Source organism: Nocardia brevicatena NBRC 12119 (genome assembly GCF_000308495.1).
Classification (GTDB): Bacteria; Actinomycetota; Actinomycetes; order Mycobacteriales; family Mycobacteriaceae; genus Nocardia; species Nocardia brevicatena.
In genome coordinates, this window is the sequence record NZ_BAFU01000028.1 from 1 (window position 1) to 26,005 (window position 26,005).

General features: G+C 68.3%; 27 protein-coding genes. 13 read left to right on the forward strand and 14 right to left on the reverse strand.

Features of this window, described 5'->3' with window-relative positions:
• Positions 1-16 precede the first annotated feature (16 nt).
• The gene (locus ON20_RS05780) at positions 17-502 is read right to left on the reverse strand and encodes a hypothetical protein (protein ID WP_040833915.1); all 486 of its coding nucleotides are present in this window, start codon (positions 500-502) and stop codon (positions 17-19) included.
• Positions 503-1,087: 585 nt separating this feature from the next.
• On the opposite strand from ON20_RS05780, the gene ON20_RS05790 reads away from it, so the two are divergent.
• From ON20_RS05790 to ON20_RS05800, 3 genes are all read left to right on the forward strand, one after another.
• Positions 1,088-1,873 carry an ArsR/SmtB family transcription factor gene (locus ON20_RS05790; protein WP_040833944.1) on the forward strand — a complete coding sequence of 262 codons (786 nt, stop codon included), beginning with the start codon at positions 1,088-1,090 and terminating at the stop codon, positions 1,871-1,873.
• A gap of 187 nt (positions 1,874-2,060) precedes the next feature.
• Positions 2,061-2,714: a PadR family transcriptional regulator gene (locus tag ON20_RS05795; RefSeq protein WP_040833917.1), complete on the forward strand. Its 654-nt coding sequence runs from the start codon at positions 2,061-2,063 to the stop codon at positions 2,712-2,714.
• A gap of 197 nt (positions 2,715-2,911) precedes the next feature.
• Entirely contained in the window at positions 2,912-4,123 is a 1,212-nt protein-coding gene (locus ON20_RS05800; RefSeq protein WP_040833918.1) for an FAD-dependent oxidoreductase, read from the forward strand.
• A gap of 42 nt (positions 4,124-4,165) precedes the next feature.
• Here the strand turns inward: ON20_RS05800 and ON20_RS38560 are convergent, their stop codons facing one another.
• The 3 genes from ON20_RS38560 to ON20_RS05815 all read right to left on the reverse strand — a co-directional run bounded on the left by ON20_RS38560 (position 4,166) and on the right by ON20_RS05815 (position 6,471).
• On the reverse strand, positions 4,166-4,807 hold the full coding sequence (locus tag ON20_RS38560) for a hypothetical protein (RefSeq protein WP_245547070.1): 642 nt from the start codon (positions 4,805-4,807) through the stop codon (positions 4,166-4,168).
• A gap of 32 nt (positions 4,808-4,839) precedes the next feature.
• Entirely contained in the window at positions 4,840-5,598 is a 759-nt protein-coding gene (locus ON20_RS05810; protein ID WP_051161731.1) for an HNH endonuclease family protein, read from the reverse strand.
• Between the two features lie 480 nt (positions 5,599-6,078).
• Positions 6,079-6,471, reverse strand: a complete 393-nt coding sequence (locus ON20_RS05815; RefSeq protein ID WP_051161733.1) for a PhoU domain-containing protein — start codon at positions 6,469-6,471, stop codon at positions 6,079-6,081.
• Positions 6,472-6,576: 105 nt separating this feature from the next.
• Here ON20_RS05815 and ON20_RS05820 point away from each other — a divergent pair, with 105 nt between their 5' ends.
• Together ON20_RS05820 and ON20_RS36125 are read left to right on the forward strand one after the other, a co-directional pair.
• Positions 6,577-6,972: a nitroreductase/quinone reductase family protein gene (locus ON20_RS05820; RefSeq protein WP_040833920.1), complete on the forward strand. Its 396-nt coding sequence runs from the start codon at positions 6,577-6,579 to the stop codon at positions 6,970-6,972.
• 177 nt (positions 6,973-7,149) lie between these two features.
• Positions 7,150-7,290: a hypothetical protein gene (locus tag ON20_RS36125; protein ID WP_157228712.1), complete on the forward strand. Its 141-nt coding sequence runs from the start codon at positions 7,150-7,152 to the stop codon at positions 7,288-7,290.
• Positions 7,291-7,330: 40 nt separating this feature from the next.
• Here the strand turns inward: ON20_RS36125 and ON20_RS05825 are convergent, their stop codons facing one another.
• Positions 7,331-8,122: a hypothetical protein gene (locus tag ON20_RS05825; RefSeq protein ID WP_040833921.1), complete on the reverse strand. Its 792-nt coding sequence runs from the start codon at positions 8,120-8,122 to the stop codon at positions 7,331-7,333.
• A gap of 80 nt (positions 8,123-8,202) precedes the next feature.
• Complete coding sequence (locus ON20_RS05830) at positions 8,203-8,919, reverse strand: VIT1/CCC1 transporter family protein (protein ID WP_040833922.1); 717 nt, start codon at positions 8,917-8,919, stop codon at positions 8,203-8,205.
• Between the two features lie 104 nt (positions 8,920-9,023).
• On the opposite strand from ON20_RS05830, the gene ON20_RS05835 reads away from it, so the two are divergent.
• Complete coding sequence (locus tag ON20_RS05835; protein ID WP_051161735.1) at positions 9,024-10,589, forward strand: flavin-containing monooxygenase; 1,566 nt, start codon at positions 9,024-9,026, stop codon at positions 10,587-10,589.
• Here the strand turns inward: ON20_RS05835 and ON20_RS05840 are convergent.
• Complete coding sequence (locus tag ON20_RS05840; RefSeq protein WP_040833923.1) at positions 10,558-11,268, reverse strand: metal-dependent hydrolase; 711 nt, start codon at positions 11,266-11,268, stop codon at positions 10,558-10,560. The two genes, ON20_RS05835 and ON20_RS05840, sit on opposite strands and share 32 nt — an antisense overlap.
• Before the next feature lie 468 nt (positions 11,269-11,736).
• On the opposite strand from ON20_RS05840, the gene ON20_RS32855 reads away from it, so the two are divergent.
• The 3 genes from ON20_RS32855 to ON20_RS05855 all read left to right on the forward strand — a co-directional run bounded on the left by ON20_RS32855 (position 11,737) and on the right by ON20_RS05855 (position 14,126).
• Positions 11,737-12,306: an Rv3235 family protein gene (locus ON20_RS32855; protein WP_157228713.1), complete on the forward strand. Its 570-nt coding sequence runs from the start codon at positions 11,737-11,739 to the stop codon at positions 12,304-12,306.
• Between the two features lie 157 nt (positions 12,307-12,463).
• Positions 12,464-13,267: an SDR family oxidoreductase gene (locus tag ON20_RS05850; protein ID WP_040833924.1), complete on the forward strand. Its 804-nt coding sequence runs from the start codon at positions 12,464-12,466 to the stop codon at positions 13,265-13,267.
• A 4-nt stretch (positions 13,268-13,271) separates the two neighbouring features.
• Positions 13,272-14,126 (forward strand): DUF72 domain-containing protein, encoded by an 855-nt coding sequence (locus ON20_RS05855; protein WP_245547071.1) that lies wholly within the window; start codon positions 13,272-13,274, stop codon positions 14,124-14,126.
• A gap of 79 nt (positions 14,127-14,205) precedes the next feature.
• Here ON20_RS05855 and ON20_RS05860 read toward each other — a convergent pair whose 3' ends face one another.
• The 5 genes from ON20_RS05860 to ON20_RS05880 form a co-directional block, all read right to left on the reverse strand.
• Entirely contained in the window at positions 14,206-15,720 is a 1,515-nt protein-coding gene (locus ON20_RS05860) for a hypothetical protein (protein WP_040833925.1), read from the reverse strand.
• A gap of 282 nt (positions 15,721-16,002) precedes the next feature.
• Positions 16,003-17,259, reverse strand: a complete 1,257-nt coding sequence (locus ON20_RS05865) for a CHAT domain-containing protein (RefSeq protein WP_040833926.1) — start codon at positions 17,257-17,259, stop codon at positions 16,003-16,005.
• 154 nt (positions 17,260-17,413) lie between these two features.
• Positions 17,414-18,925 carry a tetratricopeptide repeat protein gene (locus ON20_RS05870; protein ID WP_040833927.1) on the reverse strand — a complete coding sequence of 504 codons (1,512 nt, stop codon included), beginning with the start codon at positions 18,923-18,925 and terminating at the stop codon, positions 17,414-17,416.
• 1 nt (position 18,926) lies between these two features.
• Entirely contained in the window at positions 18,927-19,949 is a 1,023-nt protein-coding gene (locus ON20_RS05875; protein WP_086008919.1) for a hypothetical protein, read from the reverse strand.
• Entirely contained in the window at positions 19,949-21,322 is a 1,374-nt protein-coding gene (locus ON20_RS05880; protein WP_040833928.1) for a hypothetical protein, read from the reverse strand. The genes ON20_RS05875 and ON20_RS05880 overlap by 1 nt, the downstream gene beginning before the upstream one ends.
• 149 nt (positions 21,323-21,471) lie before the next feature.
• Between ON20_RS05880 and ON20_RS05885 the strand changes: the two genes are divergently transcribed.
• From ON20_RS05885 to ON20_RS05895, 3 genes are all read left to right on the forward strand, one after another.
• Positions 21,472-22,011 (forward strand): lipoprotein LpqH, encoded by a 540-nt coding sequence (locus ON20_RS05885; RefSeq protein WP_040833929.1) that lies wholly within the window; start codon positions 21,472-21,474, stop codon positions 22,009-22,011.
• An 81-nt stretch (positions 22,012-22,092) separates the two neighbouring features.
• On the forward strand, positions 22,093-22,383 hold the full coding sequence (locus ON20_RS05890; protein WP_051161739.1) for a YaeQ family protein: 291 nt from the start codon (positions 22,093-22,095) through the stop codon (positions 22,381-22,383).
• A 211-nt stretch (positions 22,384-22,594) separates the two neighbouring features.
• Complete coding sequence (locus ON20_RS05895) at positions 22,595-24,127, forward strand: acyl-CoA synthetase (protein ID WP_040833930.1); 1,533 nt, start codon at positions 22,595-22,597, stop codon at positions 24,125-24,127.
• A 77-nt stretch (positions 24,128-24,204) separates the two neighbouring features.
• On the opposite strand, the gene ON20_RS05900 is transcribed toward ON20_RS05895, so the two are convergent.
• Complete coding sequence (locus ON20_RS05900; RefSeq protein ID WP_040833931.1) at positions 24,205-24,672, reverse strand: PPOX class F420-dependent oxidoreductase; 468 nt, start codon at positions 24,670-24,672, stop codon at positions 24,205-24,207.
• Positions 24,673-24,814: 142 nt separating this feature from the next.
• Positions 24,815-25,048 (reverse strand): YbaB/EbfC family nucleoid-associated protein, encoded by a 234-nt coding sequence (locus tag ON20_RS05905; protein ID WP_218002446.1) that lies wholly within the window; start codon positions 25,046-25,048, stop codon positions 24,815-24,817.
• A 341-nt stretch (positions 25,049-25,389) separates the two neighbouring features.
• Between ON20_RS05905 and ON20_RS05910 the strand changes: the two genes are divergently transcribed.
• Positions 25,390-25,977: a type 1 glutamine amidotransferase domain-containing protein gene (locus ON20_RS05910; protein WP_040833933.1), complete on the forward strand. Its 588-nt coding sequence runs from the start codon at positions 25,390-25,392 to the stop codon at positions 25,975-25,977.
• Positions 25,978-26,005 lie beyond the last annotated feature (28 nt).

The window sequence follows — 26,005 nt, forward strand, 5'->3', positions numbered from 1 at the left end:
TCCCACCATCGGCATCCTAACCCGAGCGCAGAGCCGCACCTGCCGCTGTGGGCGCTGGTCGGGAACGAGCTCGGAGCCGATCACCGGGTGGCTGTCCGGATGAGGAGTTGTTGATGTTCCAGGGTCCATGGGGCGGCACGGGACCGCCGGGCCAGGGTCCACAGACCTTCGGTGTGGGCGTGCCGCTGGGTGAACCCCTGGACGCGTACCGTACATACCAGCCGTTGTCTTCGATCACGAAGTGCAGGATCCGGTCGATCGGATCGGTGCGCTGATGGCGGGGTAACCCGTAGCCGATCGGCCCGGTCGGGCGATCGCCGTCGAACACCACATGCCAGGGTGCGATGTTGCCGTGGCCGGTCAACGCCCCGGGTGCGTCGGTGCACAGGCTCCAGGGCCGCCACCGTGCGTCCGGTGGTGGAGTGAAGGTGCGGCCGATCCGACGAAGTCGGCGCAGCAACGCGCCGACCTCGTGCAAGCTCTGCTCGGCATCCGGCCACACGGACCGGGCGAAGATCGTTCCTTGTGGTTTCGCCTACCCGTGACCCGCGCGTGCGTCAGGGTGTCGCCGAGGATCTGATCCGCACGCGACTACGTGCTCATTGTGCCGGTGTTGGACGCCGGGCCGCGGTGGTCTATGACGTCATCTATCGGCGGATCGCGCGCTCGGTCCGTGCGATGACCGTCTCGGCGGAGACACGGGCCAGGGACTGCGCAGGGCTTGTCGGCGACGTTTCCGAAGGATCTGCGTATTCGTTCTACCGAAGAGGGGGGTGGCCATCATCGACGAATACGCCGAATACCGCCCCACCGTCGACGGTGTCCTTTCCGACCGGACTGTCATGGATGCCGCCGCCCACGTTACCGGTAATGCGGGCTTCTCCGACCCGGAAATCACCGCCACCTGGGCGCACCAGGAAGTCCGCGAGCACGCCGCCGCCGTGTGGGAAAGATACGACCGCCGACCCGGACACGGAGCAGGGCCGTGTCCGGCGGGACCACCACCATCATTCCAGGGGCCGACCGCCGTTGACATGTGCAGGTAAATACCTGCATAATCGAGCGTGTGGGCAGTGATATGGAACCCATGGACTCGGTCTTCAGGGCGTTGGCCGACCCGACCCGGCGGCTGTTGCTCGACCGCCTACGCGAACGGGACGGCCGGACGCTGAGCGAATTGTGCGAGCACCTGGGCATGGCCCGCCAGTCCGTGACGCAACATCTCGACATCCTCGGGCGGGCGCATCTCGTCACCGTGGTCCGTCGCGGGCGGGAACGGCTGCACTACATCAACCCGGCACCGATCCACGAGATCGAACAGCGGTGGATCTCGGTGTTCGACAAACCCCGACTACAAGCGCTCGGCGATATCAAACGCCGAGCGGAGGAGTACGCCATGGCCGATGTATCGACAGCGGTGCCGACCTACGTCTACACCACGTATATCCGCGCGACCGCCGAGCAGGTGTGGAAAGCGCTGACCGATGCCGACCTGACGGCGAGCTACTGGGGACATGCGAATGTCTCCGACTGGCAGCCGGGATCGACCTGGGAGCATCGCCGTGTCGACGGATCGGGCGCCATCGATATCGTGGGCCGGGTCCTCGAAACCGAGCCGCCGACCCGGCTGGTCTTCACCTTCGCCGATCCGGACGGGGACCCCTCGCGGGAAGCCTCCGTCGTGACCTTCCTCGTCGAGCCGTATCACGACATCGTCCGGCTCACGGTGACCCACGAGAAGCTCGCGAACCAGGAGGAATACACGGCTGTCTCCGGTGGATGGCCCGCGATCCTGGCGAACCTCAAATCCCTGCTCGAGACCGGAGAGGCGCTGCCGCAGGATCCGTGGGAGATGGACGGCCCGAACGCCTGAAAGCGCTCGGGATCATATCTTTCGATCGGCGCGGTCGCTGCGGCGGCCGCGCCGATTACGTTTCGGGCGCGCGTATGGTCCGCGGGTGGGGCCCCGCCGTATCGTTCGGCCCGATCGAAGAACGAACTCTCACTACTTGTGCACGATTAATCGCTGACGTATATTCGTGAACGAGTAAGGAGGGTGTATGGCGAAGAAACGCAAGGTCGGCAACCTGCTGGCACTGGCGGTGCTCTCGGCGATGGTCGATAGGCCCATGCACCGCTACGAAATCGCTGCCACGCTGCGAGAACGCGGTAAGGAGCGCGATATGGACATCAAATGGGGCTCGCTTTACACGGTGGTGCAGAACCTGGCGAAGGCCGGATTTCTCGAAGTGGTCGGCAGCGAACGCGCGGGAGCGCGACCGGAGCGGGTGATCTACCGGATCACCGAGGCGGGGCGCGCGGAACTGCTGGACTGGACACGCGAGCTGATCGCCGAACCGGTGCCCGAACAGCGTCGATTCGTGGCCGGACTGTCGATTCTGGGCGTGCTTCCTCCCGACGAGGTGGCCGAGCTGCTCGGCCGGCGCCTGTCCGCGCTCGACGGGCAGATCGCCGAAGTGCGGCGTGAGCTCGAGGAACATGCGAGAGTGCTGCCCAGGCTGTTCCTGATGGAGACGGAATACGGGCTGGCCATGTTGGAGGCCGAAGCCGAATGGGCACGCTCGCTGCGCGCGGAACTGGAAGCGGGAACATTCCCCGAACAGGACCATTGGCGGGCCTGGGCCACCGGCGAGATCGATATGGCGACCGTCGCCGAAGAGTTGAAAGGGGGACACGTCCCGGAAGACAGCTGAGCCGGTACTTTTCACCGGACCCGGCGGAGGTGCGGCAACACCACCGCCGAGTCCGGGTAACCGTCTCGGACCGTGCCCGCGCATTCGATCGCACACCCGGCCACGAGTTTGGCAGACACAGGATAACCGGGTGATGGATGCGCGGGGCGGTTCGACTCGAACAGATTCGAATTCGAAACACCCGAGGAGATATATCCATGTCCGGAATCGGTTCCGCCCTGGTGATCGGCGGCGGTATCGCGGGGCCCGTGGCGGCCACCGCACTGCGAAAGGCGGGCATCGACGCCCGCGTCTACGAGGCATATCCCGGCCCCGCGTACACCATCGGCAGCGGACTCGCCCTGGCGCCCAATGGGATGGCCGCTCTCGATCTGATCGGCGCGGGAGACGCGGTACGCGATATCGCGGTGCCGATATCGAAGATGACCATGGGCTTCGGTGATAAAAAGATATCCCTGCCGAGCCTGTCCGATGTGCCGCCCCTGCAGGTGGTGGACCGTGGTGAGTTGCATCGGGTTCTGCACATGCACGCGGTCGAGGACGGCGTACCGGTGGAATACGGGAAACGACTCGTCGGGGCGGACCAGGACGGCGACGGCGTCACCGCGCGGTTCGCCGACGGCAGTACCGCCCGCGCCGATGTGCTGATCGGCGCCGACGGTATCCGTTCCATGGTGCGGCGGCTCATCGACCCCGACGCGCCCGGCCCGGACTACACCGGAATGCTGGGGTTCGGCGCGCTCACCGAGTGCCGGGTCGAACTCGACGAGGACACCATGGTCTTCGCCTTCGGCAAACGGGCCTACTACCTGTACTGGCCCGAGGGCGACGGCCGAGTGGTCTGGGGGGCGAACCTGCCGCACAGGGAGTATCTGTCGCTGACCCAGGCGCGGGAGATACCGGCCGAGCGGTGGTTGTCGATCCTGCGTGAGGTCTACGGTGAGGACACCCCGGGCGGGGAGTTGGCCCGGGCCACCCGTGCCGAAGATCTGCAGATCGTCGGGGCGCTGCACATCATGCCGCCGGTGCCGCACTGGTACAGCGACCGGATGGTTCTGGTGGGGGACGCGGTACACGCACCGTCCAACAGTTCCGGGCAGGGGGCCTCGCTGGCGATCGAGAGCGCCATCCAGGTGGCGCGCTGCCTGCGTGACCTGCCGACACCCGGCGAGGCGTTCGCCGCCTACGAGCGGTTGCGGCGGACCCGGGTAGAGGGTGTGGCTGCCCGCGCGGCCAGGATCAACCACAGCAAGACGCCGGGGCCGGTGGGGCGGGCGGTGATGCGGACGCTCATGCCGCTGATGGCACGGACGGTGATGAACCCCGAGAAGACGATGGGTGCCGAACAGCGGTATCGGATCGACTGGGAGGCGCCGGTTCAGACCGAACTCGTCGCGAACGCGGTGTAGTCGCGCGGGCATGCGGGCGCCGCGTACCGGCGCCCGCATGGATCACCAGGGTTTGCGTAATTTCCTTAGGAGCCGCCGTAGTGTGCCGGTATTCGCCTCGGGCCGGCTCGCCAGGGGCTTTTGTTCGGGAGGTTCCGTGGACGGGGCCGGTTGCGCCGAATCCGGTTCCGGCGCCGGTTTCGACTCGTCGATGGCCGGGGACGGCTGTGCCGACGACGCTGCCGGTTCTTCCTGGGCCGTCGGGGGTTCTTCCATTGCCGTGACGGGTTCGTTCTCTGCCGTGGTGGGTTCGTCCGCCGGTGCGGGTTCTTCCGCACCGGCGGTTTTCTCCGCCGCTACCGTGGGCTCACCCGTCGCCGCGGGTTCTTCCGTCGCCGCGGGTTCTTCCGTCACCTCGGGTTCTTTCGTCGCCGCCGCGGAAACATCCGAGGCCTCGGGTTCGTCCCCCGCGTCGTCCTTTCTGGCTTCGAACGGGATCGTGTTGCCGGCCGCGTCGCGGGTACCGGCCACGGCCATGATGGCCGAGACGAGCTCGTCACAATCGGACCAGGTACCCGGTTCGGTGGCCTCGAGATTGCCGATCGTGTACCAGGTGTCGGTGCCGCGGTAGCGGACCAGGCCGTAGCCTTTGTCGTCGACGGCGACATCGAGCTCCCCGGAGACCGTTCCGACCTCCTGGGTCATGATCGATGTCTCGATGGGGATCTCGGTGACGTCTATTTGAACTCGCCTCGTTTCACGCACTCGTCGACCGCGGTGCGCAGTGCGGTCTGCTCGTCGGAATCAACGCTCAGCCCGTACTTTAGCTTGATTTTGATGTACCGATCGACATAACGACAGCGGAAATTACCCGGCGGCAGGTATTTCGAGGGGTCCTGGTCGCCCTTGGAACGGTTGGCCGACGGGTCGGAGGCGACCAGATTGACGGCGTCGTTGGCAATACGGCGGCGGGTGTTCTTGTCCAGTTTCCCCGCGCCCGACCGCCACGCCTCGGCCAGTGGGACGATGTGTTCGGCATCGACCTTCTTCGGATCGGTGATCCACTTGTACGGCTGGAGTTGCCCGGTCTTGCTGTCCAGTACGCCGTATTCGTCGCGCCAGCCCCCGTCCTTGCCGACCTTCAGGTCGCAGGTCTTCGGGTCCAGGGTGACGGTGCCGGTGGCGTCGCGCAGCATCATCACCTCGCGGGTGGTACAGCGCTCATACTGTGCGAATTCGGGACCGAAACCGTGTTCGGGCTCGTTGTTGTCCCAGTGCGGAAACTCCTCACGGCTGTATCCGGTCATGGGGGCCTCCTTGGCGACCGGCAGCTTCCCGAGGGCATCGCCGACCTCCTTCGCGGAGGCCACCGTGGGGCCCGACGTGTCGGGGGAGGTTTCGTCCTTGCCGGTGGACCCCTCGAGCAGCGAGTATCCGACGGCCACGACGATGGCGATCAGAATCGGGCCGACAACGGCCACGATGCGCTTCATCATCGGTTACCTCCGCCGACTCGACGCACCGGCGCGGAGCCGGACGGGTGATGCAGCTGCGAATGCTGTGAACTTCAACGGGTTTCCTTGCCGACGCGCGGAGTTGTACGAGCGTCAAGCTACCGGTACAGCTAATGGGAAGCAATCGCCGGCGCGGTGGCGCTTCGGGGGATCCCCCGCACCTTCCCCCGAGCCGCCGTGCCGGCGCCGGCTCGGGGGAAGGGCTGTCACGAACGAGTACGGCTCCCGCCCGGGGCCGGTTGTCCGGACCGGCTACCGCGCGCACGACGGAGCTGATGAGGGGTAGCTCCGTGCAGCGTTCGGGCACCGGGCGCGAACTCGTTGTGACGTCCACGGCCGGATACGGCGATCCGACCACGTCTTCCGCTGTGGAACCGTAACACAGTATGTACGCCGAAACCGTTGTGGCTTCCCAGAATTGGGAGAATGGCCGCTGTCGGACGAACCGATCGGGCAGCGTGTTCACTCGGCGGTGGCGGTATCCGTCCGGGTGGTCGGTGGGATACCGGTGTCCAGGAATCGGGTCGGGCGTTCGATCTGGAGAATATGCTCGATCGAGCGTTCCAGGTGGTGGCCGATCAGGGCCGGTTCGCCGGCGATCTGGATCGCGGTCACCACACGGCGCAGATCGCGGGCCACCGGTGCCTGCGGCGCGAGCGGCACCACCGTGCGCGCCTCGCGGGAGTTGTGCATGCGCTGTAGTTCCTCTTCGAGGGCAAAGGCCTCGTAGGCGGCGGTGGAATCGGCCGTGACGAGCGCGTCGGTGACCCGCTCCGCGGCTTTCTGCGTGAGTCGACACATCTGCGTCGGATCCGCGGTCAACGCGACGAGTTCGTCGGTGAACCGAGTCCGCACCGATGGATGTCCCCTACGACTGCTCGCACGGTCGATCGATCCGTGGACTTCGTGGTGTATGACAGTGGCATCCGACTCGATCAGGCCTGATGTTACCGTTGTCACATGTCCGACGCGCGCGCTATGAAACACCGCATCGTCACCACCTTTCAACGTCTGGTCGCGAATCCGTTGAACCGCCGGTTGCCCTTCCAGCAGCTGTTGGAGACGACCGGGCGTAAGAGTGGTGAGCCGCGGGTCACGCCGATCGGCGGTTCGCGGGTGGGTAATGAATTCTGGTTCGTCTCGGAGTTCGGGGAACGTTCCCAGTACATCCGCAATATCAAGGCGGACAACAGGGTTCGGGTGCGTACGGGTGGCCGGTGGTATTCCGGAACGGCGCATTTGCTGTCCGAGGACGATGCCCGGGAACGGCTGCGCTCGCTGCCCCGCGGAAATAGCGCGCTGGTGCGGATCATGGGTAACGATCTGCTCACCGTTCGGGTGGATTTGGATACCTGACCAGGAGGTATCGGCTACTTCGTCATTGAGCTGCCGGGACTCACCCGCGCCGCCGACCTACCGGCGGCCACCCTCATACCCCGCGAGCCGCAGGTCGCCGATCTGCTCAATAATGTCGAAACCGTTTCCGAGGACATCGCCTGGGCCGGTCCCGCCGCCGAGGCGGCCGGAGAGTTCGTGGTCTTCGCGCAGCGGCTGGACGAGTTCGTGGATTCGCTCACCACCGCCGCGCCCAGGGTGGATATCGGCAGCCTGATCGATCAGGCGCTGCGGAGCGCCGACGAGGATTCGGTGCGGGTGCGGGTCGGGCCGAAATAGCCTGGAGCCGAACGCCGGTCGAGAACGCGGAATATCCCGATCAGGGAGTGGGTGGATCCTCGGCCTCGGCGTGGTCGAAGATGGCCCGGGTGCGGGAGTCCAGATCGTTCAGGGCGGAGATCAGGTCGAAGGCCGGCAGGCCGGAGGTTTCCTCGGCCATCCGGCGGAGCTCGGCCATCACCGCATCGATATCGTCCTCGGGGCTCGCGGTGTCGCCGGACCGGGCCGTGACGGGCTGCCAGGCGATCGCCTGCTGCCACCACGGGTCGTCGGTGGCCCAGGCCCAGATGGTCTTGCGGACCAGGTCGGTGTTGTCGGTGAGCAGTCGGTAGAACTCGTCGATTCGGCGGTGTTCCAGTTCGTGGATGCCCTCCGGCAACCGTCGGGTGCCGATATGGCACATGGGGGCGCGGGTGACGGTGAGGACCGGGGAGGATGGCTCGTCGAGCAGTTCGCGCAGAAGTTCCTCGGTGAGATAGGGGAGGGTGATATCGCCCGCGGTGACCGGCATTCGGACCCGTCGGCGGGGGTTGTAGAGGCGGTGGGCGGTCACATCGAAAACCGCCAGATCGCGTTCGCCGGTCAAGGTGAGAAGAGTGGACAGGCAGGCGAACCTGTTGTCGACCGTGGCGCGCAGCAGCAGGCCGCGTCCGTCGGGCGGGCGGTGCACCGACAGGCCGGCGTCGGCACGGTCGATCAATGCGTAGACCACCCCCACGACCGGGAGCGGTGCCGTCGGCTCGGCCGCGCGCTCCATCGACACGTACTGCTCGTATGCCTGCTCGGCAGAACCCGTTCCGGCGGCGGGCAATACGGCGAAGAGGAAACTCACCCGGTGATTACAGCAAAGTTTTAATGGGAATTCTCGGGGCGGATGGCGAAAAGGACCGATCCGCGCGCGGGAATTCGGACTCACATTCCGGTGACGCCGGCAAGCTGCCCAATACCGTAGGTGACACACATCGCGAGGGCTCCGCCGAGCACCAGCCGAACCGCGGCCCGCGGCCGGCTGCTGCCGCCGAGCCGAGCGCTCACCGAACCCGTGAGTGCCAGCGCCACCAACACCGCGCAGACCGTGACCGGGATACGGGCCGACACCGGCGGCAGCAGTATCGCCACCAACGGCAGTATCGCGCCCAGCGCGAAGGAAACCGCCGACGAGAACGCCGCATGCCAGGGATTGGTGAACTCCCTCGGGTTCAGCCCCAGTTCGGCCTCGGCATGGGCGGCGAGCGCGTCGTGGGCGGTCATCTCCTCGGCCACCTTCCGCGCGGTCTCCGCGGAGAGACCCCGAATCCGGTACAGCTCGGTGAGCTCGGCCAACTCGTCCTCCGGGTCCTCGCTCAGTTCCCGGCGTTCCAGCTCGATCAGCGCCCGTTCGGTATCCCGCTGGGTACTCACCGAGACGTATTCGCCCACCGCCATGGAGATCGCTCCCGCGCTGATTCCCGCGATACCCGCGGTGAGCAGCGTGCTCGTACTGGTCGTGGCCGCCGCCACCCCCACCACCAGCCCTGCCGTCGACACGATCCCGTCGTTGGCGCCCAGTACGCCGGCGCGCAACCAGTTCAGTCTCGCGGCCAATCCCGCGCCATGCGGTTCCCGCGAGGACGTCTCGACATCACTCATGGCACCAGCCTATGGAGTGGGACGGTGGCGGCGCCCGGTTCTCGGCGGAACACGAACCGGAGGCGGTTGCGACGCCGAGCCCGGATTCGGCGACACTGTAGGGCATGACCGAGACCGCTGCTGCCCCGGAACACCTCGATGTGGTGATCGTCGGCGCGGGTTTGTCCGGCGTGGGCGCCGGCTATCGGCTGCAGACCGAATGCCCGGGCAAGTCCTACGCCATCCTCGAAGCGCGGGTCGATATGGGCGGCACCTGGGATCTGTTCCGGTATCCCGGCGTCCGGTCGGACTCGGATATGTTCACCCTCGGCTACCCGTTCAAACCGTGGCGGGACGCGAAGGCCATCGCCGACGGGCCCTCCATCCTGCGCTATATCCGGGAGACCGCCGCCGAGTACGGTATCGACCGCAGAATCCGCTATCACACCAAGGTGGTGGCCGCCGACTGGTCGACCGAACACGCCCGCTGGACCCTCACACTGGAGCGACGCGACTCCTCGGGCACCGTCGAACGCGACACCCTGACGTGCGGGTTCCTCTACTCCTGCGCCGGGTACTACGACTACGACCGCGGCCACGACCCCGAATTTCCTGGTATCGACTCCTTCACCGGCACCGTGGTCCACCCGCAGTTCTGGCCGCGAGACCTGGACTACCGCGGAAAGCGCGTGGTGGTCATCGGTAGCGGCGCGACCGCCGTCACCCTCGTGCCGTCCATGGCCGGCGACGCCGCGTCGGTCACCATGCTGCAGCGTTCACCCACCTGGATCGGCGCCGTCCGCGGCTGCGACACGTTCGCCGACCGAGTGCGTGCCGTCCTGCCCCCGAACCTCGCACACCGGCTGATCCGCACCAAGAACATCCTGTTCGGCATCGGCTTCTACCAGTACTGCCGGCGCCGCCCGGAATCCGCGCGGAAACTGCTGACCGGTCTGGCCACCCGCATCCTGAAGGACGAACAACTCGTCGCCGACCATTTCACGCCCCGCTACGACCCGTGGGACCAGCGGCTGTGTGCGGCGCCCGACGCCGATTTCTTCCGCGCCGTGCGCACAGGGAAGGCCGATGTGGTCACCGATCACATCGACGGTTTCGCCCCGGACGGTATCCGCCTGCGTTCCGGCCGCGTCCTGGCCGCCGATATCGTGGTCACCGCGACCGGACTGCGGCTGCTGGCCTTCGGCGGTATCGCACCCGCCGTCGACGGCCGGCCGGTGGATCTGACGCGCCAGTTCGTCTGGCAGGGAGCCATGGTGACCGGTATCCCCAATTTCGCGGTGTGCCTGGGCTATACCAATTCCTCCTGGACCCTGCGCGCCGACCTCACCTCCCGGCTGGTCTGCAAAGTCCTCGGCCATATGGACCGCAACGACTACGCGGCCGTGGTCCCCCGATCCGGCCGTGACCTCCCCGAACGTCCGCTGATCGATTTGACCTCGGGCTATGTCCGACGCTCCATCGCCCACTTTCCGCGGCAGGGTGATCGGCATCCGTGGAAGGTGCGGCAGAACTATCTGCTCGACTCGGCCACGACGCTGCGGACCCGACTGGGCAAGACCCTGGTGGGAACACCGCGCTCGGCGCTACGGGTACCGGGCCCGGTCGGAGGCGTGACGGTTCGACGCCGGTGCGGCGTCGTCACGGCACCGCGTAGAGGTAGAGCAGGATGAGGGTGCCCAGCCCCATGGCGGGGGTGAGGAGCCAGGTTTCGACCTTGTTCCCGGTGCGGGAGATGATCGGGAGAGCGGCGCGCGGTTTCAGCGGCCACAGCAGCGGGCAGCCGCGGTCGGTGAGGCAGTCGCCGACCAGGTGGATGAGGCAGCCGAGAGCGATGGCGAACGGAAGCCAGCGGGGGGTCTCGGGAAGCCAGCGGTACATGAGGACCGTTCCGGCGCCGGCGAAGATCACACAGAGTCCGTAGGCGCGCAGCGAATCACCCGACGGGCTCAGGTGCAGGGCGCGCACGCCGAAGGCGAGCATGACGAAGATCAGGCCCAGGGTGAAGGCCTGGCCCAGGAAATGCTGACCCGCCCAGGCCCCCCACCCGGCGGCGATCACGAACAGCAGGCTGTGCGTGGCGTGGCGATGGCCGCCCGATATCGCCGAAACGCCTTTGGCCAGGTAGTGGCTCACCGGGCCCAGGGACTGGGCGATGGTGCCCTTCGGGTGGTCGATATCGGGCAGCAGCGCCGCGCCCGCGGTGATCAGGGTGCCGAGCACCAGTTCCATGGCGCTGATCCGGACCGGTCCCTGCACCAGTTCCATCGCGGCCGGCGCGGCGACCGGGACGAGGGTCGCGGCGGCGGCGAAGGCCAGGGCGCCGCTGGTGGCGTGGGAATGACCGAGCACAAGCGTTTCCCCCGAATCGGTGGACCTGGACAGCCCGAACAACTTAGCAATACGAACCGACAGGGTGAGGTCGCCGGAATCTCGGTGATAGCGGTACCGAATGCCCGCTCACCGCGGACGAGCTCCTACCCGGGCCTCGCCGGTGGCGGCGTGTTGCGTACGACACACCGTAATGATTTTTATAGAACCGTGTGACACATATAAACGCGATCGGTATCGATGCCATATTGGCGCGACCGGATCGCCGCCCGGCGATCCGTGTCCGGGGGAGTCGTACATGAACATGGGGGAGATCACATGCACGAGTATCGACCGGTGTTGCGGCCGGTTCCTCGTTTCGAACCGCCGGCTCGGCCGTATCCGAACGAGCCGGATCGGGTGTCCGCCGTGCCGGAGCAGAGCCCTTCGGGCTCGCGCGGGGTGACGGATGGCGGGACGGCAGGTTTCCCGACAGAGGAAGCCCGGAACATGACGCCCGCCACCTCGGCCACCGGTATATCCGCTGCGGAGAAGGCGCAGCGGAGTGGGTGTGAATCGGTGGTGCGGACCTCCGGTAGCGATGCGTCGTCGGACGGTCGATTCGCGAGCGATCCGGCCGCCACGGCCTGCCCGGCCGGTATTCCCCGAGACCGGCGCCGCCCGCGTACGGGGGCCGTGCCGGATCGCGGCGTTCCGGAAGGGGTGCGCCAGGTGTTGCGTGCCGGGCACACCGCGGCGGTGGCCGATGCCCGGGAATACTCCTGGCATGTGCTGCGGATCGTGCTCGAGGTGCTGGACCGCAAGCGTCCGGTCGCACAGCTCGCCCGGTTCGCCTCACCGGCGGTGCAGGCGGCGGTGAGCACCCTCGTCAGCGGGGACCACCTGCGCCATCGGGAGCTGGGCACCGCGGTGCTGGCGCGGGTGCACGCCATCGGCATCGACGATCTCGCCGCCGAGGTGTGCGGTACCTATCAGCGCGGTTCCCGGCATTTCGCCATCGCCGCCAGAATCACCCGCACCCGTACGTCAGGTTGGCAGCTCACGGCTCTGCGCGTGTAGTAACGCGCGGTTTCGCGGCGGTGTCGGAGGCCGGTCCCGACACCGCCGACCGGAACGCGTCGCGGCGGAAAATATCGTCGGATACATCGGATACATTGGCGAACCGGGCAGCGGAGCGGGTCCGCGGCCCGGCGGACCGCTCGAGGAGCGAGGAATTATGACCAAGACGGCGCTGGTGACCGGCGCATCGTCCGGTATCGGCCGGGCGACCGCGCAACTGCTGGTCGATCGCGGCTATCGGGTGATCGGGACCAGTCGCAATCCGGAGTCGATCGCGGAGTCGACGCGGATTCCGGGTGTGGAATACCGGGCGCTCGACCTCACCGATGTCGCGGGGATCGAGGAGTTCGGCGCACGGCTCGGACCGGTGGACGTCCTGGTGAACAATGCCGGAGAAAGCCAGTCGGGCCCCTTGGAGGAGCTCCCGCGCGACGCGCTGCTGCGCCTGTTCCAGCTGAATGTGTTCGGCCAGGTGCGGCTGACGCAGCTGGTACTGCCCGGAATGCGGGAGCGGGGATACGGCCGTGTCGTCATGGTGGGGTCGATGCTGGCGAGCTTCCCGCTGGCCTACCGCTCCTCGTATGTGGCGGCCAAGGCCGCGATCAAGGGATTCGCGGACGCGGCCCGCCTGGAGACCTCGCCGTTCGGGGTGTGGATCACCACCGTCGAACCCGGATCGGTCAGCACCGGCATCGGGGAGCGCCGCACCGAATACATCGCCGACGACTCACCCTACGGCGACGATTTCCGGACCATGCTCACCCGGCTGGACCGGAACGAACGCGCCGGTATCGCGCCGGAGCAGGTGGCCGCGCTCATCCTCCGCGCCGTCACCGCCACCCGTCCGAAACCGCTGTACGCCACGGGCAGCCGGGCACCGGTCGTCTTCCTGATGCGGAGGCTGCTTCCGGGCAGCGTTATCGAGAAGGTTGTCGCCCGGGTGCACGGTCTGCGCCGATGAGCCGATGAATATGCCGGCGAATCCCCGGCCGCGGTTGTTCGTGGGCTGTGCCATGTGGTCGCACCCCACCTGGCCGGCCGCGCCGCGGGAACGGCTGCGCACCTACGCGAGTTGGTGCAATGCGGTAGAGGGCAATACCACCTTCTATGCCGTTCCGGCCCGCAGCACTGTTGAATCGTGGGCCCGCCAAACCGATCCGGATTTCCGGTTCGTGGTGAAACTGCCCAGGACCATAACCCACGAACGCAGACTGTCGGGCGCCGACGCGGAACTGCGCGGCTTCCTGGACGCCATCGAACCGCTCGGATCGCGGATGCACGCGCTGTGGGTGCAGTTGCCGTCCTCGTTCGGACCGACAGACCTGGGTTCACTGGCCGCGTTCCTGCGCGACCTGCCGGGTGGCCATCCGCTCGCGGTGGAAGTTCGCCACCGCGCCTTCTTCGAGGACACTCGAGTCGAATATCAGCTGGAACGCGTCCTCGGCCGGGTGGGTGCCGAATGGATTCCCTTCGACACCACCACGCTTTTCGCGCGGGAGGCCACAAGCGCCGCCGAATACGAGGCACGGTCCAAGAAACCGCGTCTGCCGCGCCGAACCCGTGCCCTCACCGACCGGCCCATCGTGCGGTACCACGGCTGTGACGACAGCGCCCGCACGGTCGCGGGCTGGCAGCCGTGGATCGGCACGGTCGTCGACTGGCTGCGCGAGGGGTATTCACCGACGGTTTTCGTGCACACCCCCGACAACGCCGAATCCCGCACGCTCGCCCGACGTTTCCACGATGAGATACGCGCCCGGATCCCGGAACTGGAACCGCTGCCGGAACCCGAATCCACCGACCCGCTGACGCTGTTCTGACCGCCCGGGCCACCGCGAACAGCAGTCCGGTCCCGACCGGGGCCGCCGTTCGTAGACGGGCCTCCCGCTCGGGTATCTGTCAGCGGGCCGGTCGGGTATTGGCGCTGCGGAAGGTGAGTACTCGTTCTCCGTAAGAGGCGAGCGGTCGGGCCTCGGCCGCCTGCCGAATACCGCTGGCGGGCAGCTCGGTCAGTTTGGCGAACATGGGTGTGTTGCCGAAGGCGGTGCGCACCTGGGTCTCCGAAGCGTAGTCGGCGCCGTAGTCGGCGAGCTTGCCGAAGTCCAAGGGGGCCAACGGAGTGTCCAGGGCGATCGGCTCGGCCGGGCGGCCGAGGGCCGCGTACTGGGTTGCGGCACCCTGTTCGTACCAGCACAGTTCATAGGCGACGTTCTCGGTGGTCGTCACGCTCACCACCGGCCAGCGTTGCGAAAGATGCAGGGCGATCGGGTGCTTGGCGACCGGGGCCACCTCCCATTTGAGGCTCATCACCGCCACCCAGCTGCCGGACAGCCGTTCGATCAGGACGATATCGTCGCCGAGGGTGGGATCGATGTTCATCTGTGGATCGGGGGTGGCCCAATGGCTTTTGTCGACACCGTGGAAACTGGAGATGTCGACCTGCCGGGCTCCGTGGGCGGCGAAGGCGGCGACAACCGCTTCCTGCACCTGCTGTACCGCGTCGGGAGCCGAGCAGAGCACGCTCAGCGCGCCGAATGAGGTGGCGATCTCGACGGGTTCGGTGGGACGGTCCGGCATGGCGCCCGCCACCAGGGGTTTGAGACCGATCAGCGCCAGATGCCAGTTGATCTCCTCGATGGTGGGGAGGTCGCCGGAGCTCTGGTACAGGATCTGCTGCTGGGTGAGTCGGCCCGCCCGTTCCAGGGTGGGGCATTCCAGTTTCGCCAGAGCCTTGCAGGTCTTACCGGTGAAACCGACCTCGTCGATCTTCATTCCGCGCAGCCGGGCCGCCATATCGGGGGTGGTCAGGGCGGCGTAGCGTTCGCGGTACATGGCAATGGCCTGTTTGCGTTCCCGGCCCACCATGAGCGTGCGCAGCAGGGTGTTGAGGGTGGCGAGATATTTGCGGGACTGGTCCGGGTCGGAGGCGAACAGCGAGGCCCGGATCCGGGCGGCCTCGTCGGTAGCGGTGACCGCGGCGCCCGGGTCCAGCCGGCACAGCCATACCCCGCATTTCGACAGGCCGTCGGCGCAGACACCCGCGGCGTTCGGGTAATCGTGTGCCACCCGGGTGTAGGCGTTGCAGGCGTCGCGGATGGTCGCGGCGGCCAGTTCCCGGTGTCCGATCACGCGCGCGGCCTGTTCGAGTAGACGCAGCGCGTCCTGCACCTCGGTCGCGAAGCGCGCCGAGACATGTCCGGCGGTGAGCCAACGCAACCGGATCATGACGGCTTCCTGCGCGGGCTCCAGCGCGCCGGCGGACCGGTTGCGGACGGTTCCGTCGTCCTTGGTGGCGATGAGCGCCGCGGCGAGTTCACACAGCGAAGTCGCGAGCTGAAGTTCGCTTTCGGCTGTGCGGCCTCGTGCCGCGCGCCGGTTTTCGGCCACGTGGGCCTCGATGGCGATCAGATCCATCGCGATCTCAACTCCCGCATCACCTTCCGCGTACGGTCGTCGGCCGGCCGTATATCGAGCAGTCTTCGAGAGTGTGCCACAAATCGGGACCGGCAGCACCGATACCCGACCGGCATCCGTCGACAGACCGAGTGAACTGTTCCCGCGCTCACCTTACGCCCCTGACCGGTTGAGGGTTTCCACCCGTCGTGTATCTCGGTCGCGAACGGGTTCGGTCGACGTTCGGCGCCGGATCGGACGGACATGGCCGGGGTGTCGGCTGTTGCCGGGAGGGGCGGTGGCCTATGCGCGGAAGGTGGCGAAGGCGGACCACAACAGAGGCGAATTCTCGACGGCGCCGGTCTCACGCCACACGCGAAGGCGGTCACGCTGCCAGCCCCCCAGCACCCGCACCGGGTCGGCACGGTCGTGGGCGGTGTCGACGGCGCGGACGACGTCCTGGAGCGGGGTCGTGCCCACCGCGCCCGCGAAACGCTGAAAGGCCAGGTCGGTGGGCAGCGGCCAGCGGGTCGCGGTGACCAACTCGGCGCCGCCGTTGATCACGGCGGCCACGAGACCGAGCGCTTCGGTGAAACGCAGGTCGCCCCCGCTTTCACAGGCGATCAGGGCCACCCGGCTCGGGACGGGCCACAATTCGGGGCCGGTGGACGGGGCCGGGACGAGAGTGTGGGTGCCGAGCAACAGATCCTTGGCCGACAGCGGTCGATGGCCGCGCTGGGGCTCGGCGAAACCGAGAGTTTCGGCGGTACAGGCCAGGTGCAGTTCGGCGTTCTCGCTCTGTCCGGACTCGGGCCGCGCGGCGGTGACGTGGCCCACGTACACCAGTCGCGCCGCACCCGCGCGCAGGGTCCGCGACAGCCAGGCACGGTCCAGATCGGTGCGCCGGAATACTTCGACCGGCTCGGATACCGCGGGGCGCAGGCGTCCGTGGGCGAGGTGTTCGGCGACGTGCGCGGTGAGCGGTGCCGTCGCGTCCATTCGGCCGAGCACCGAACCGAGGACGGAATCGGCGCGGAAACCGGGTACCCGTGGGTCGAGCACCGCCACCACCGGCAGGTCGCGGTCGGTGGCCCAGGTGCGCGCGGTCCGGGATGGGGCGTGCACGATCCCGGCGGGTGGCGCCAGTTCGATATCGGCGATCTCGATCAGCCGCAGATCCGGATCCGGCGCGATGATCTCCCACGGCACCTGCGCCACCCGGGGCGAGGGCTGCAGCCGGATACGCGGGCGGACGCCGCGGACATGGAACTCGTGCAGCACCACGGCGAGTCCGTGGGGGAGCAGGGCCTGGGACAGGGTTTGCGCCAGCGAATTCTCGGTGTCGAGTGCGGCGAACGCGCCGTCGGTGAGGGACCGTTCGAGGCCGTCGGGCTCGGTCGGCCGGGGTAGGGCAGCGGACAGGGCCCGCACCGCCGCGTCGATATCGGCGCCCGGGAGCGCGACGGCGCCCCGCCGTGTCGGATCGTCGGGCAGGCGCCAGGACAGATACAGATCACCCGCGTCGGCCATCCGCACGACGACCGTCGGCTGTTCGCTCATATCGCCGCCTTCGGACTGCCGGATGTGCCGGGCGGCAGCGGATGTCCGGGGATGTGACGCCCCGTCGACCCTTCTGGATGCCGGTGGTGTCCGACGGTGATGACGGGACGTCCCCTGTGATGACGCCACGTCGGCTTCTCCCTGCACCGACCGTTCATACCGGGAGCACCTGATCGGTGCGGACCGTCAGGCCGTAGCGGTGTTCGGCGGCGGCGAGGTATTCGGCGAGGGCGATACGGCCGTCGGGCGCCACGGCGAGCCGGGGCGGCAGCGTGACCGGGAGCCCGGCCGCGGCCGCGATCTGCGCCAACGCCGAACCCAAGTGGAGACCGGCAGCGTCGTTCGCGGGCAGATCGGTGGGTGGCCGCGGGGCGACCAGCGGGTACCGCGGTGTCACCGGTGCGGTGGTGCGTGGCATGTCCAAGGTCGTCCCCGCGCATTGGGTTTCGATGAGGTCGGCGACGAGTGGGCCGTCGCCGCAGAGGGCGGCGAAGCGGAAGGCCAGCCGCATGGCCGGATCGGCGATCTCGCGGTTCCACTGTTCCCGCTGGTTGCCGTTGGGCAGGGTGTAGCGCACGGCATCGATGGCGATCGCCGCCGGCACCACGAGCGCGCGGCCGGTGGCGACCAACTCGGGTGACGGTGCGCCCATACCGTCGACCAGCCGTTCCAGCAGCACGGCGTGCCAGTAGTCCACCTGGGCGCAGTGCAGGCCCAGGCCCCGCGACGCGTAGGCGGCGAAGGCGGCGTCGAGCAGTTCCCGGCCCCGCGCGGTATCCCTGCGTCCGAACGCGACGGTGGCGAGTCTGGTCCGTACGCCCGCCGCGTCGAGGACCGCCCCGGATTCCTCGAAGTAGGCCAGGGCACGCAGATACTGCCGCGCGGCCCCGTCGTCGTCGCCGCGGCGTTCGGCGAGGAACCCCATGGTCCGCAGTCCCACACCGGCCCGATAGCCGAGTCCGGCCCGCTCGAAGTACTCCTGACTGACCGACAGTGGCGTCTCCGCCTCATCGAGACGGTCGAGCCTGCACAACAACTGCGCCAGGTTCTGCCGCGTTTCCGCCACCGCGTTCCGGTCGCCTGCCGCTTCGAACGCCGCGAGCGCCTGCCGGGCGAAATCCACCCCGAGTTCGCGCCGCCCGGTCTCGAAATAGGCGCCGGCCAAATTCATCAACGGGTGTCCGCTCAGTTCGGGTGCGAAACGGGCCGCCACGTCGAGGGATTCGGTGCCCAATTCGATGACCCGGGCCCACTGACCCCGGTGGAACGCGACGGCGGTAAGCGAGAGCAGACAGGGCACCCGGAGCGCGGGGAACTCGTCCGCGGCCAGTAGCGCACGGGCCTGCTCGAGCGCGCCCTGGGCCTCGTCGAGCGCGCCGAGATGCTGGAGTGACTGCGAATAGTTGATCAGCGCGGAGGCCCGTTTCTCGACGGCGGTCGACGGGATCTCCTGCAGCGCCGCGCGGTATCCGGCCGCGGCGCCGGCATGGTCGCCGAGTTCGTCGCGCATACTCGCGGCGTTGACCAGCGCGCTGACCCGGACGCCCGGAGAGCCGGTGCGGGCGGCGTGTTCGAAGATGCGTAGTGCCTCGGCGACCTCGCCCCGCCGGTAGGCGGCGGCCCCGGCGTGTAGCAGTTCCCGGCCGGCTTCCGTGGTGTCGGTCATCTCAGAAATCCGTATCCGTCATGGCCGCGGCCGTTTCGGCGAGCAGGGGGGCGAGGTCGGTATCCCCGTCCGACAGGGCGGCCAGGCGCAACCGGCCCGCCGCCAGTTCGCGGACCCGGCGTCGCTGGTCCGGATCGTCCGGGCCGGGCGCGGCGGGGCCGACACCGGGGACGTAGACCTCCACCACCGCAATGTTTTCCGAGGCGAGGTCCGAGGTTCCGACCCAGCTGTCGCCGAGCAGCTGCAGTTCGATATCGCCGTCGCCGGCCGCGGTACGGACCAGGGCGCGCGGCCGGAGGTGCACGGGCACCTCATGTGTCACACCGGGCGCGGTGACGACCTCGACCCGGACGAAGGTGCTGCCCGCGGTCCTGGTCAGTTCCCAGGAGACCGCGTGTTCCGAGGCGTCGAGCAGGCCGGGTGGGCAGCGCCGCCAATCCCAGCCACCGCTGCCGCGGCCGATGACCAGCGCGCCGAACCGCTCACCCGGGGTACCGCCCGCGGCCAGCGCGTAGTCGTCGGCGCGGGCGGAGACCGGGACGGGAACGGCCTCCTCGTCCGGGAGCCGCGCGTCGGCACCGTCGACGACGAGATCGCATTCCTCGATGAGGGAGACGGTCTCGCGGTCCAACAGGTCCGGGTCGAGCGCCGCGATGCCGTCGACGGTCGAAGCGGGCCACCAGCGCGCCGCCCAGTGGGCGTAGGCCAACCGTCGCGTCGCCGCGGCGACTTCGGGACGTTCGGGACGCGCGGGCAGGTCGACAGGACCGGCGTAGTCGTCGACGGCCACCGCCACCGCCACACCGTAGAGCGCCCACAGCCAGTCCTGGGCGGCCGCGAGATCGTGTACGGTCGCCGCCGGAATCCGATGGCCCGTGAGCAAACTCCAGCTCAGATGGCCTCCGACCGCCTCGAGCACCGCCGTATCCAGCCCGGGAGCGGAATCGAGCAGCGTCGGGGCGCCGACGGGCGCTATGGTCCACAACCGCGGACCGACCTGTCGGATATGCACGGTTTCGGGCATCAGCTCGCCCTCGGCTCGGTGGTTTCCGGAAGCCCCGCACGCGTGGCCGTACTGAGGGCGTTCTTGACCCGCGTGCGGTGATCGAGGATGACCGACCGGGCCACGCCGTCGAGCAGATCCCACAGTTCGTCCGGTTCGGATACCGGCGTCGCGCGCACGTCGCGGCCGTGCAGCCGCACCCAGAGCCGGCGCAGATACGGCCGCCACGGGGTGCGCAGCTCCGCGGCGATGGCGGTGAGCGGGCCACGATCACCGGATGCGCCGGCCACGGTGTGCACCGCCAACCGCCGAGCCTGAAGTACATAGGCTTCCCGGCGCCAGCGATCGTTGACCATCCGGTGCGCGGGTGTTTCCGGCGGGGACGGGGAGGTGCCCGCGTGCTTTGCGGTGGTCGCGAGCGGGCGTACCGTCGCCGTCCGGCGGATCTCGATCGGCGCCAGCCCCACCGCGAGCGCCACACCCGCGGCGGCGGCCAACCGCAGCGATTCGTCGAGCAGCGCCCACGGCGCGCAGCTGCGTTCGATCTCGGTGGTGACCAGCTCCGGGATCGGCGGCAATTCGGCGCGTTCGGTGGAAACCTGGAGGACGGTGAAGATTCGCTCGTAGATGGTGCGGTCGAACGGCAGCCCCATGCTCGCGGTGGACGCGGACGCTCCGAGCGCGGGCGGGTGGGGCAGCGGATACGTGGTGAGACCGAACTCCCGCGCGCCGGAGCTCTCGTACCACAGCCGAATTCCGGTGTGGGTGCCGGCCGAGGCCGCGACCAGCCGCCGCAGCAGCCGCCCGCCGTCGCCACGGTCCGGTTCCACCCGCGCGGCGGCGCAGCCGTCCAGCAGCTCCGCCAATTCGCTGTCATGATCCGGGGATTCGGCCGGGGCGGAGGGTCTGCGTCGCCACGATGCCTCGATGAGGGCGGTGAGCCGATGAGCCCGCGCGGGCTCGGTGAGATGGTCCTTCAGCGCCTGGGTCGTGCGGCCCGCGGCGAACCCGTGGATATCGCGCAGGGCGGCCTCGGCCCGCGGTCGGTCGCGGGACGGGTCGGGCGGACCGTGGAGCGTGGCGAGCTCGAAACAGCGCTGGAAATACAGGTCCTGTGCGTTGCCCTCGGTGAGGCGTAGCGCCCGGCGCACCTGTTTGAGGAGGGTGAACCATGCGGCGGTGGCCCGCAGTAGGCCGTCGGCGGCGGATACGCGTTCGGTGAGCAGCGCCGCACCGTCGGCGCTCAGCAGCGCCCCCGCGCAATTCGGGTACTGGACGGGCCGGATGACCAGCGGATCGAGGATCAGCTTCACGGTGCGCCGCAGTGGGCCGCCGTGTGGTCCGCTCAGCGCCTCGACGCCGTCGAGACCCCGCCACACCTCGTCGAGCACCATGGCGCGAGGTCTTCGCATTCGACCAGGTTATCCGAGTGGTACCCCGAATGGCGGTGCCGAAAGTTGGGATCGGTAGGCCGCCAACCGTTTCTACCTTTTCTCCAACGGCCCACCGACGGGTCGACCCACCGAGAAGAGGAACAACCACCATGAGCATCAAGCCCTTCCGCATCGCCGCTGTCGCCCTCGCCGCCTCCACCGTTGTGCTGGTCTCCGCCTGCGGCGACGACTCCGGCAGCGCCCCGGCCGCTCCGCAGGCGAACACCTCGGCCGCGGCACCTGCCGGCCCGGCGTCCCCGGGCGGGTCCGCCGCCGTGGTCGACGGCAAGAAACTGGCGGGCAGCTTCGACACCACCTGCGCCAAGCAGGGCAATACGCTGGCGCTGGCGCTGACCGACCCCGACAACCCCGACTACGGCCAGTTGACCGTGAGCGCCACCGTCACGGACACGAACACCGTGCAGGCGGTCGGTATCGCCGGCAGCAAGGGCGGTGCGTCCGGTCTGCCGTATGCCCTCGGCTACGGCAACGGGCAGCCCGGCGGCTCCGCGGAGGTCACCAAGGAGGGCACCACCTACAAGGTCTCCGGCGAGGGGGTGGGGGCGCCCGATATGGCCAACCCGCTCGCGGGGCCCACCACGGCGCGTTTCGAGATCACCTTCGTGTGCTCCACCATCGTCGGCGCCTGACGGCGCGGCCCTGGTCCGCGGGCCGTCCGTGGCCGCGGACCAGGGCTCATCGGGCTGCTACACCACCGGGCGCCACACCGCGTGGATCGAGATCGGCGCGCCGACCGCGTGCACCGGGCCGGCGAACTGGCCGACCGCGTCGCCGCCTGCACCCGTCGCGACCCCGCCAGAATCCTGGCGCAACTCACCGGCAAGCGGATTCACCGCGCCGAAGCGATTCCGCTCTACGCCTTCGACCGCTCCTTCATCGATTCCGCCGCCGCGGTCGAACGCCGCAATACCGTGACGCTGTCGGTCGCCGGGCGCCTGCTGTCCCTGGATCTCAACGGGACCGCCTTCGGCGCGCCCATCCACGAGTACCGCCTCACGTAATCCGCCGCTGCCGATCCGGCCGCTTCCGGTGGGCGGCCCCCGGTCGAGGAAGTTCCCGCATGCTGTCGAATCGTCGTTCACTTTCGGCTATCCTCGTGGCTACCGGGCGAACGCTCGGTGGGACACCGAGGTCCCGGCTGTTTCGCCGGCCCCGGCGACCCGGGCAGGCCCGGCGGTCGGGACCGACCGCTGTCGTTCGTAGAGGAGCCGCATGTACCCCGGTGCACACGTCGACCGTTTTCCCGATAAACCAGCGGTTATCCTTGCCGAACGCGACGAAGTGCTGACCTATCGGGAATTGGAGGACAACTCGGTCCGGCTCGCCCGACACCTCCACGACGCCGGACTGCGCAAGGGCGACCACATCGCGTTGCTGTCCGGCAACGACCTGAAGGTGTACGAGGTGTACTGGGCGGCTTTGCGATCCGGCCTTTACATCACCGCCGTCAACCGGCACCTCTCCCCGGCCGAGATCAGCTATATAGTCAACGACTGCGGCGCCCGCGCGCTCATCGTGTCGGCCGCCCTGGACGAGGCCGCCGAACGGATCATCGCGGATACACCGGGCGTCGAGATCCGCTTGGCCTTCGGCGGCGGCGTCGCCGGCCACAAGTCGTACGAGGACGCCCTGGCTGCCTCGTCTCCCGAACCACTGCCGGACCAGCCGCGCGGTGCCGACATGCTCTATTCGTCCGGCACCACCGGCCGCCCCAAGGGAATCAAGCATCCCCTGCCCGATCGTCAGGTCGGTGATCCGCCCGGCGATACCTACACCGCCGTCTTCGGCCCCCTCTACGGGTTCGACACCGACACCGTGTACCTGTCGCCCGCGCCGCTCTACCACGCGGCGCCGCTGCGGTTCGGCGGAGTGGTGCACGCGCTCGGCGGAACACTCGTCGTCATGGAACGCTTTGACGCCGAACAGGCGCTTGCCGCGATCGACCGGTACCGGGTCACCCACAGCCAGTGGGTGCCCACCATGTTCGTCCGGATGCTGAAACTCGACGAGGCCACCCGCGCGCGCTACGACGTATCCGGTCCGAAGGTCGCGGTGCACGCGGCGGCGCCGTGCCCCGTCGACGTCAAACGCGCGATGATCGACTGGTGGGGGCCGGTTCTGCACGAGTACTACGCGTCGACCGAGGGCAACGGCGTCACCTTCATCGACAGTGAACAGTGGTTGCGCAGGCCCGGCTCGGTCGGGCGGTCCGGACTGGGCACCATCCGGATCTGCGACGACGACGGCCGGGAACTGCCCACCGGTGAAATCGGCGCGATCTACTTCGAACGTGAGGAAATGCCGTTCGCCTACCACAACGATCCCGCCAAGACCGTGCAGGCGGTCCACCCCGAGCACCCCACCTGGACCACGACCGGCGATATCGGATACCTCGATGAGGACGGTTACCTGTACCTCACCGACCGCAAGGCCTTCATGATCATCTCCGGCGGTGTGAACATCTACCCGCAGGAGATCGAGGACGCCTTGGCCCTGCACCCCAAGGTCTTCGATGTCGCCGTGATCGGTGTCCCCGATGAGGATATGGGCGAATCCGTCAAGGCCGTCGTCCAACCGGCGCCCGGTATCGACACCGGTCCCGCACTCGCCGAGGAACTGCGCGATTACCTACGTGAGCGGATCGCCCACTACAAGGTGCCCCGCAGCGTCGACTTCGTCGACGAGTTGCCCCGCACCCCCACCGGAAAGCTGGTCAAGGGAAAACTCCGCGAACGCCACCGGTGAACCTCCGCGCCGACGCGGCGGTCGGCGTGTTCGGGGACCGATACGTCCGGGAACAGGTCGTCGAACTCGGCCGCGGACTACCGGGGCTGCCCTCGATCCTCCAGATCGACGCGCACGATGGCGCTGTCCGACCACAGCGACCTCGCTCGTGCGCGGCGGAATTTCTCGCGTAGCGACAGGTCGCGGTGCACATTGGGAATGCCGGGGATCGTGATCAGCGGTATCAGGTTCCATTGCAGACCGTAGCGGTCGTGCAGGGCGCGGTCGGCGAGTTCGGCGGCTTCCCCGTCGAGGATGGCGGCCGTCCCGCGCACCGGGTCGGTACCGGCTCGCACCCGGCCGCGGTAATCACACGGCCACAGCTCGACACGCGGATCGGCCCGCAGCCGCCGGGTTTTGGGGCCGCGCTTGGTACGGAACACCAGGGTGCTGTCGGTGAGGTGGAACCAGATGGGGGTGTCGACCGGGGTACCGTCGCGGCGGTAGCTGCGGAGCAGGGCGTAACGGGCCTTCGCGAGTGTCATCGATGTCGTGGTGGTGCGCATAGCGGTATCGAAGGACTTCGAGTCGACGCGAAGTCAAGCTGGTCGGCGCGGTCGTCGCCGGTGGGATCTGCGCCGGTCTCCCGGAAGCTCGGCGCGCCCGGAAGGAGATCGGGCAGGTCCGGCAGCTCACCCGCGGCCTCGGTCAATGGCGCGAGCACTGTCTCCATCTGCTCCTTGGCCCGGCGAACGGCTTCCGCGCCACCGCGGTGATCGTCCCGCTCGGTTGCTCGGCCGTCACCCGCATCGCGGCCGGCGTCACGCGCACCTCGAGGACCGCGCCGACGGAGTCGACCGTCACCTCCACACCGCCGTCGGAGGAACTCGCCGACGCCCTGCCCTCGGCCACCTGCTGCTGTTGCCGCTCGAAGGCATCCACGAGCCGGTGCACCCGACTGCGCAGTCCGTCGTTCGCCGAACGCAGGGCGTCACGTTGTCACTGGTCCACAAGCGCCCCTTCTCTTCGGACGGTCCCGACCGCCCGAGAACCTCCGCCGCGGAGTCGGTTGAACGCTCATCCTATGAGACGGGCGAGCGTATCGTGACAGCGCGTCGAACAGTGCGCCCGCTATTCCTCCGTTCGGCTCCGGACCTCTCGGCGTGCGTGCCGGGCGGATCCGTCTCGGATGTCCGCGTTTTGTCGGTCCCGCGCCGGGCACCCCGCTCGGGTAGGCCCCATCCGGACTTGCAGCCGTCGAACGAGTCGAAAGGAGCAAGACCATGGCTCAGCAGAATCTGACCGGAAAGCGGATCGCGATCCTCGCCGCCGACGGAGTGGAGGAGGTCGAACTCGTCCGGCCGCGGGCGGCGGTCGAGGACGCCGGCGCGACCACCCGGCTGATCTCCCTGAAATCCGGGCAGATCCAGGCGATGAACCATGACGTGGAGAAGGGCGACACCTTTCCCGTGGACAGCGTGGTGGCCGATTGCAGCCCGGATGATTTCGACGCGCTGCTCCTGCCCGGCGGCACCACCAACCCCGACAAGCTCCGGCAGGACGAATCGGCCGTCCGTTTCGTCAAGGACTTCTTCGCCACCGGCAAGCCGGTGGGCGTGATCTGCCACGGACCGTGGACGATGGTCGAAGCGGACGTGGTTCGCGGCCGCACCCTCACTTCCTACCCCAGCCTGCGCACCGATATCCGCAACGCGGGCGGCAATGTCGTCGACGAGGAAGTGGTCACCGACAACGGTCTGGTCTCCAGTCGCAATCCCGGCGATCTCCCGGCATTCTGCGCCAAGATCGTCGAGGAATTCGCCGAGGGAAAGCACCGTGTAAACCCGGAAGGCGCGACTGCGAGCCGCTGATACGGCTCCTCGGCGCCGAAGAGGCTCG

Bases quoted from the DNA above. Each gene is read 5' to 3' on its own strand.
- ON20_RS05895 (WP_040833930.1), top strand. From the start codon at position 22,595: ATGTACCCCGGTGCACACGTCGACCGTTTTCCCGATAAACCAGCGGTT.
- ON20_RS05820 (WP_040833920.1), top strand. From the start codon at position 6,577: ATGTCCGACGCGCGCGCTATGAAACACCGCATCGTCACCACCTTTCAA.
- ON20_RS05835 (WP_051161735.1), top strand. From the start codon at position 9,024: ATGACCGAGACCGCTGCTGCCCCGGAACACCTCGATGTGGTGATCGTC.
- ON20_RS05790 (WP_040833944.1), top strand. From the start codon at position 1,088: ATGGACTCGGTCTTCAGGGCGTTGGCCGACCCGACCCGGCGGCTGTTG.
- ON20_RS32855 (WP_157228713.1), top strand. From the start codon at position 11,737: ATGACGCCCGCCACCTCGGCCACCGGTATATCCGCTGCGGAGAAGGCG.
- ON20_RS05810 (WP_051161731.1), bottom strand. From the start codon at position 5,598: ATGATGAAGCGCATCGTGGCCGTTGTCGGCCCGATTCTGATCGCCATC.
- ON20_RS05900 (WP_040833931.1), bottom strand. From the start codon at position 24,672: ATGCGCACCACCACGACATCGATGACACTCGCGAAGGCCCGTTACGCC.
- ON20_RS05910 (WP_040833933.1), top strand. From the start codon at position 25,390: ATGGCTCAGCAGAATCTGACCGGAAAGCGGATCGCGATCCTCGCCGCC.
- ON20_RS05865 (WP_040833926.1), bottom strand. From the start codon at position 17,259: ATGAGCGAACAGCCGACGGTCGTCGTGCGGATGGCCGACGCGGGTGAT.
- ON20_RS05870 (WP_040833927.1), bottom strand. From the start codon at position 18,925: ATGACCGACACCACGGAAGCCGGCCGGGAACTGCTACACGCCGGGGCC.
- ON20_RS05875 (WP_086008919.1), bottom strand. From the start codon at position 19,949: ATGCCCGAAACCGTGCATATCCGACAGGTCGGTCCGCGGTTGTGGACC.
- ON20_RS05850 (WP_040833924.1), top strand. From the start codon at position 12,464: ATGACCAAGACGGCGCTGGTGACCGGCGCATCGTCCGGTATCGGCCGG.
- ON20_RS05885 (WP_040833929.1), top strand. From the start codon at position 21,472: ATGAGCATCAAGCCCTTCCGCATCGCCGCTGTCGCCCTCGCCGCCTCC.
- ON20_RS05800 (WP_040833918.1), top strand. From the start codon at position 2,912: ATGTCCGGAATCGGTTCCGCCCTGGTGATCGGCGGCGGTATCGCGGGG.
- ON20_RS05880 (WP_040833928.1), bottom strand. From the start codon at position 21,322: ATGGTGCTCGACGAGGTGTGGCGGGGTCTCGACGGCGTCGAGGCGCTG.
- ON20_RS05855 (WP_245547071.1), top strand. From the start codon at position 13,272: ATGAATATGCCGGCGAATCCCCGGCCGCGGTTGTTCGTGGGCTGTGCC.
- ON20_RS05860 (WP_040833925.1), bottom strand. From the start codon at position 15,720: ATGGATCTGATCGCCATCGAGGCCCACGTGGCCGAAAACCGGCGCGCG.
- ON20_RS38560 (WP_245547070.1), bottom strand. From the start codon at position 4,807: ATGACCCAGGAGGTCGGAACGGTCTCCGGGGAGCTCGATGTCGCCGTC.
- ON20_RS05830 (WP_040833922.1), bottom strand. From the start codon at position 8,919: ATGAGTGATGTCGAGACGTCCTCGCGGGAACCGCATGGCGCGGGATTG.
- ON20_RS05795 (WP_040833917.1), top strand. From the start codon at position 2,061: ATGGCGAAGAAACGCAAGGTCGGCAACCTGCTGGCACTGGCGGTGCTC.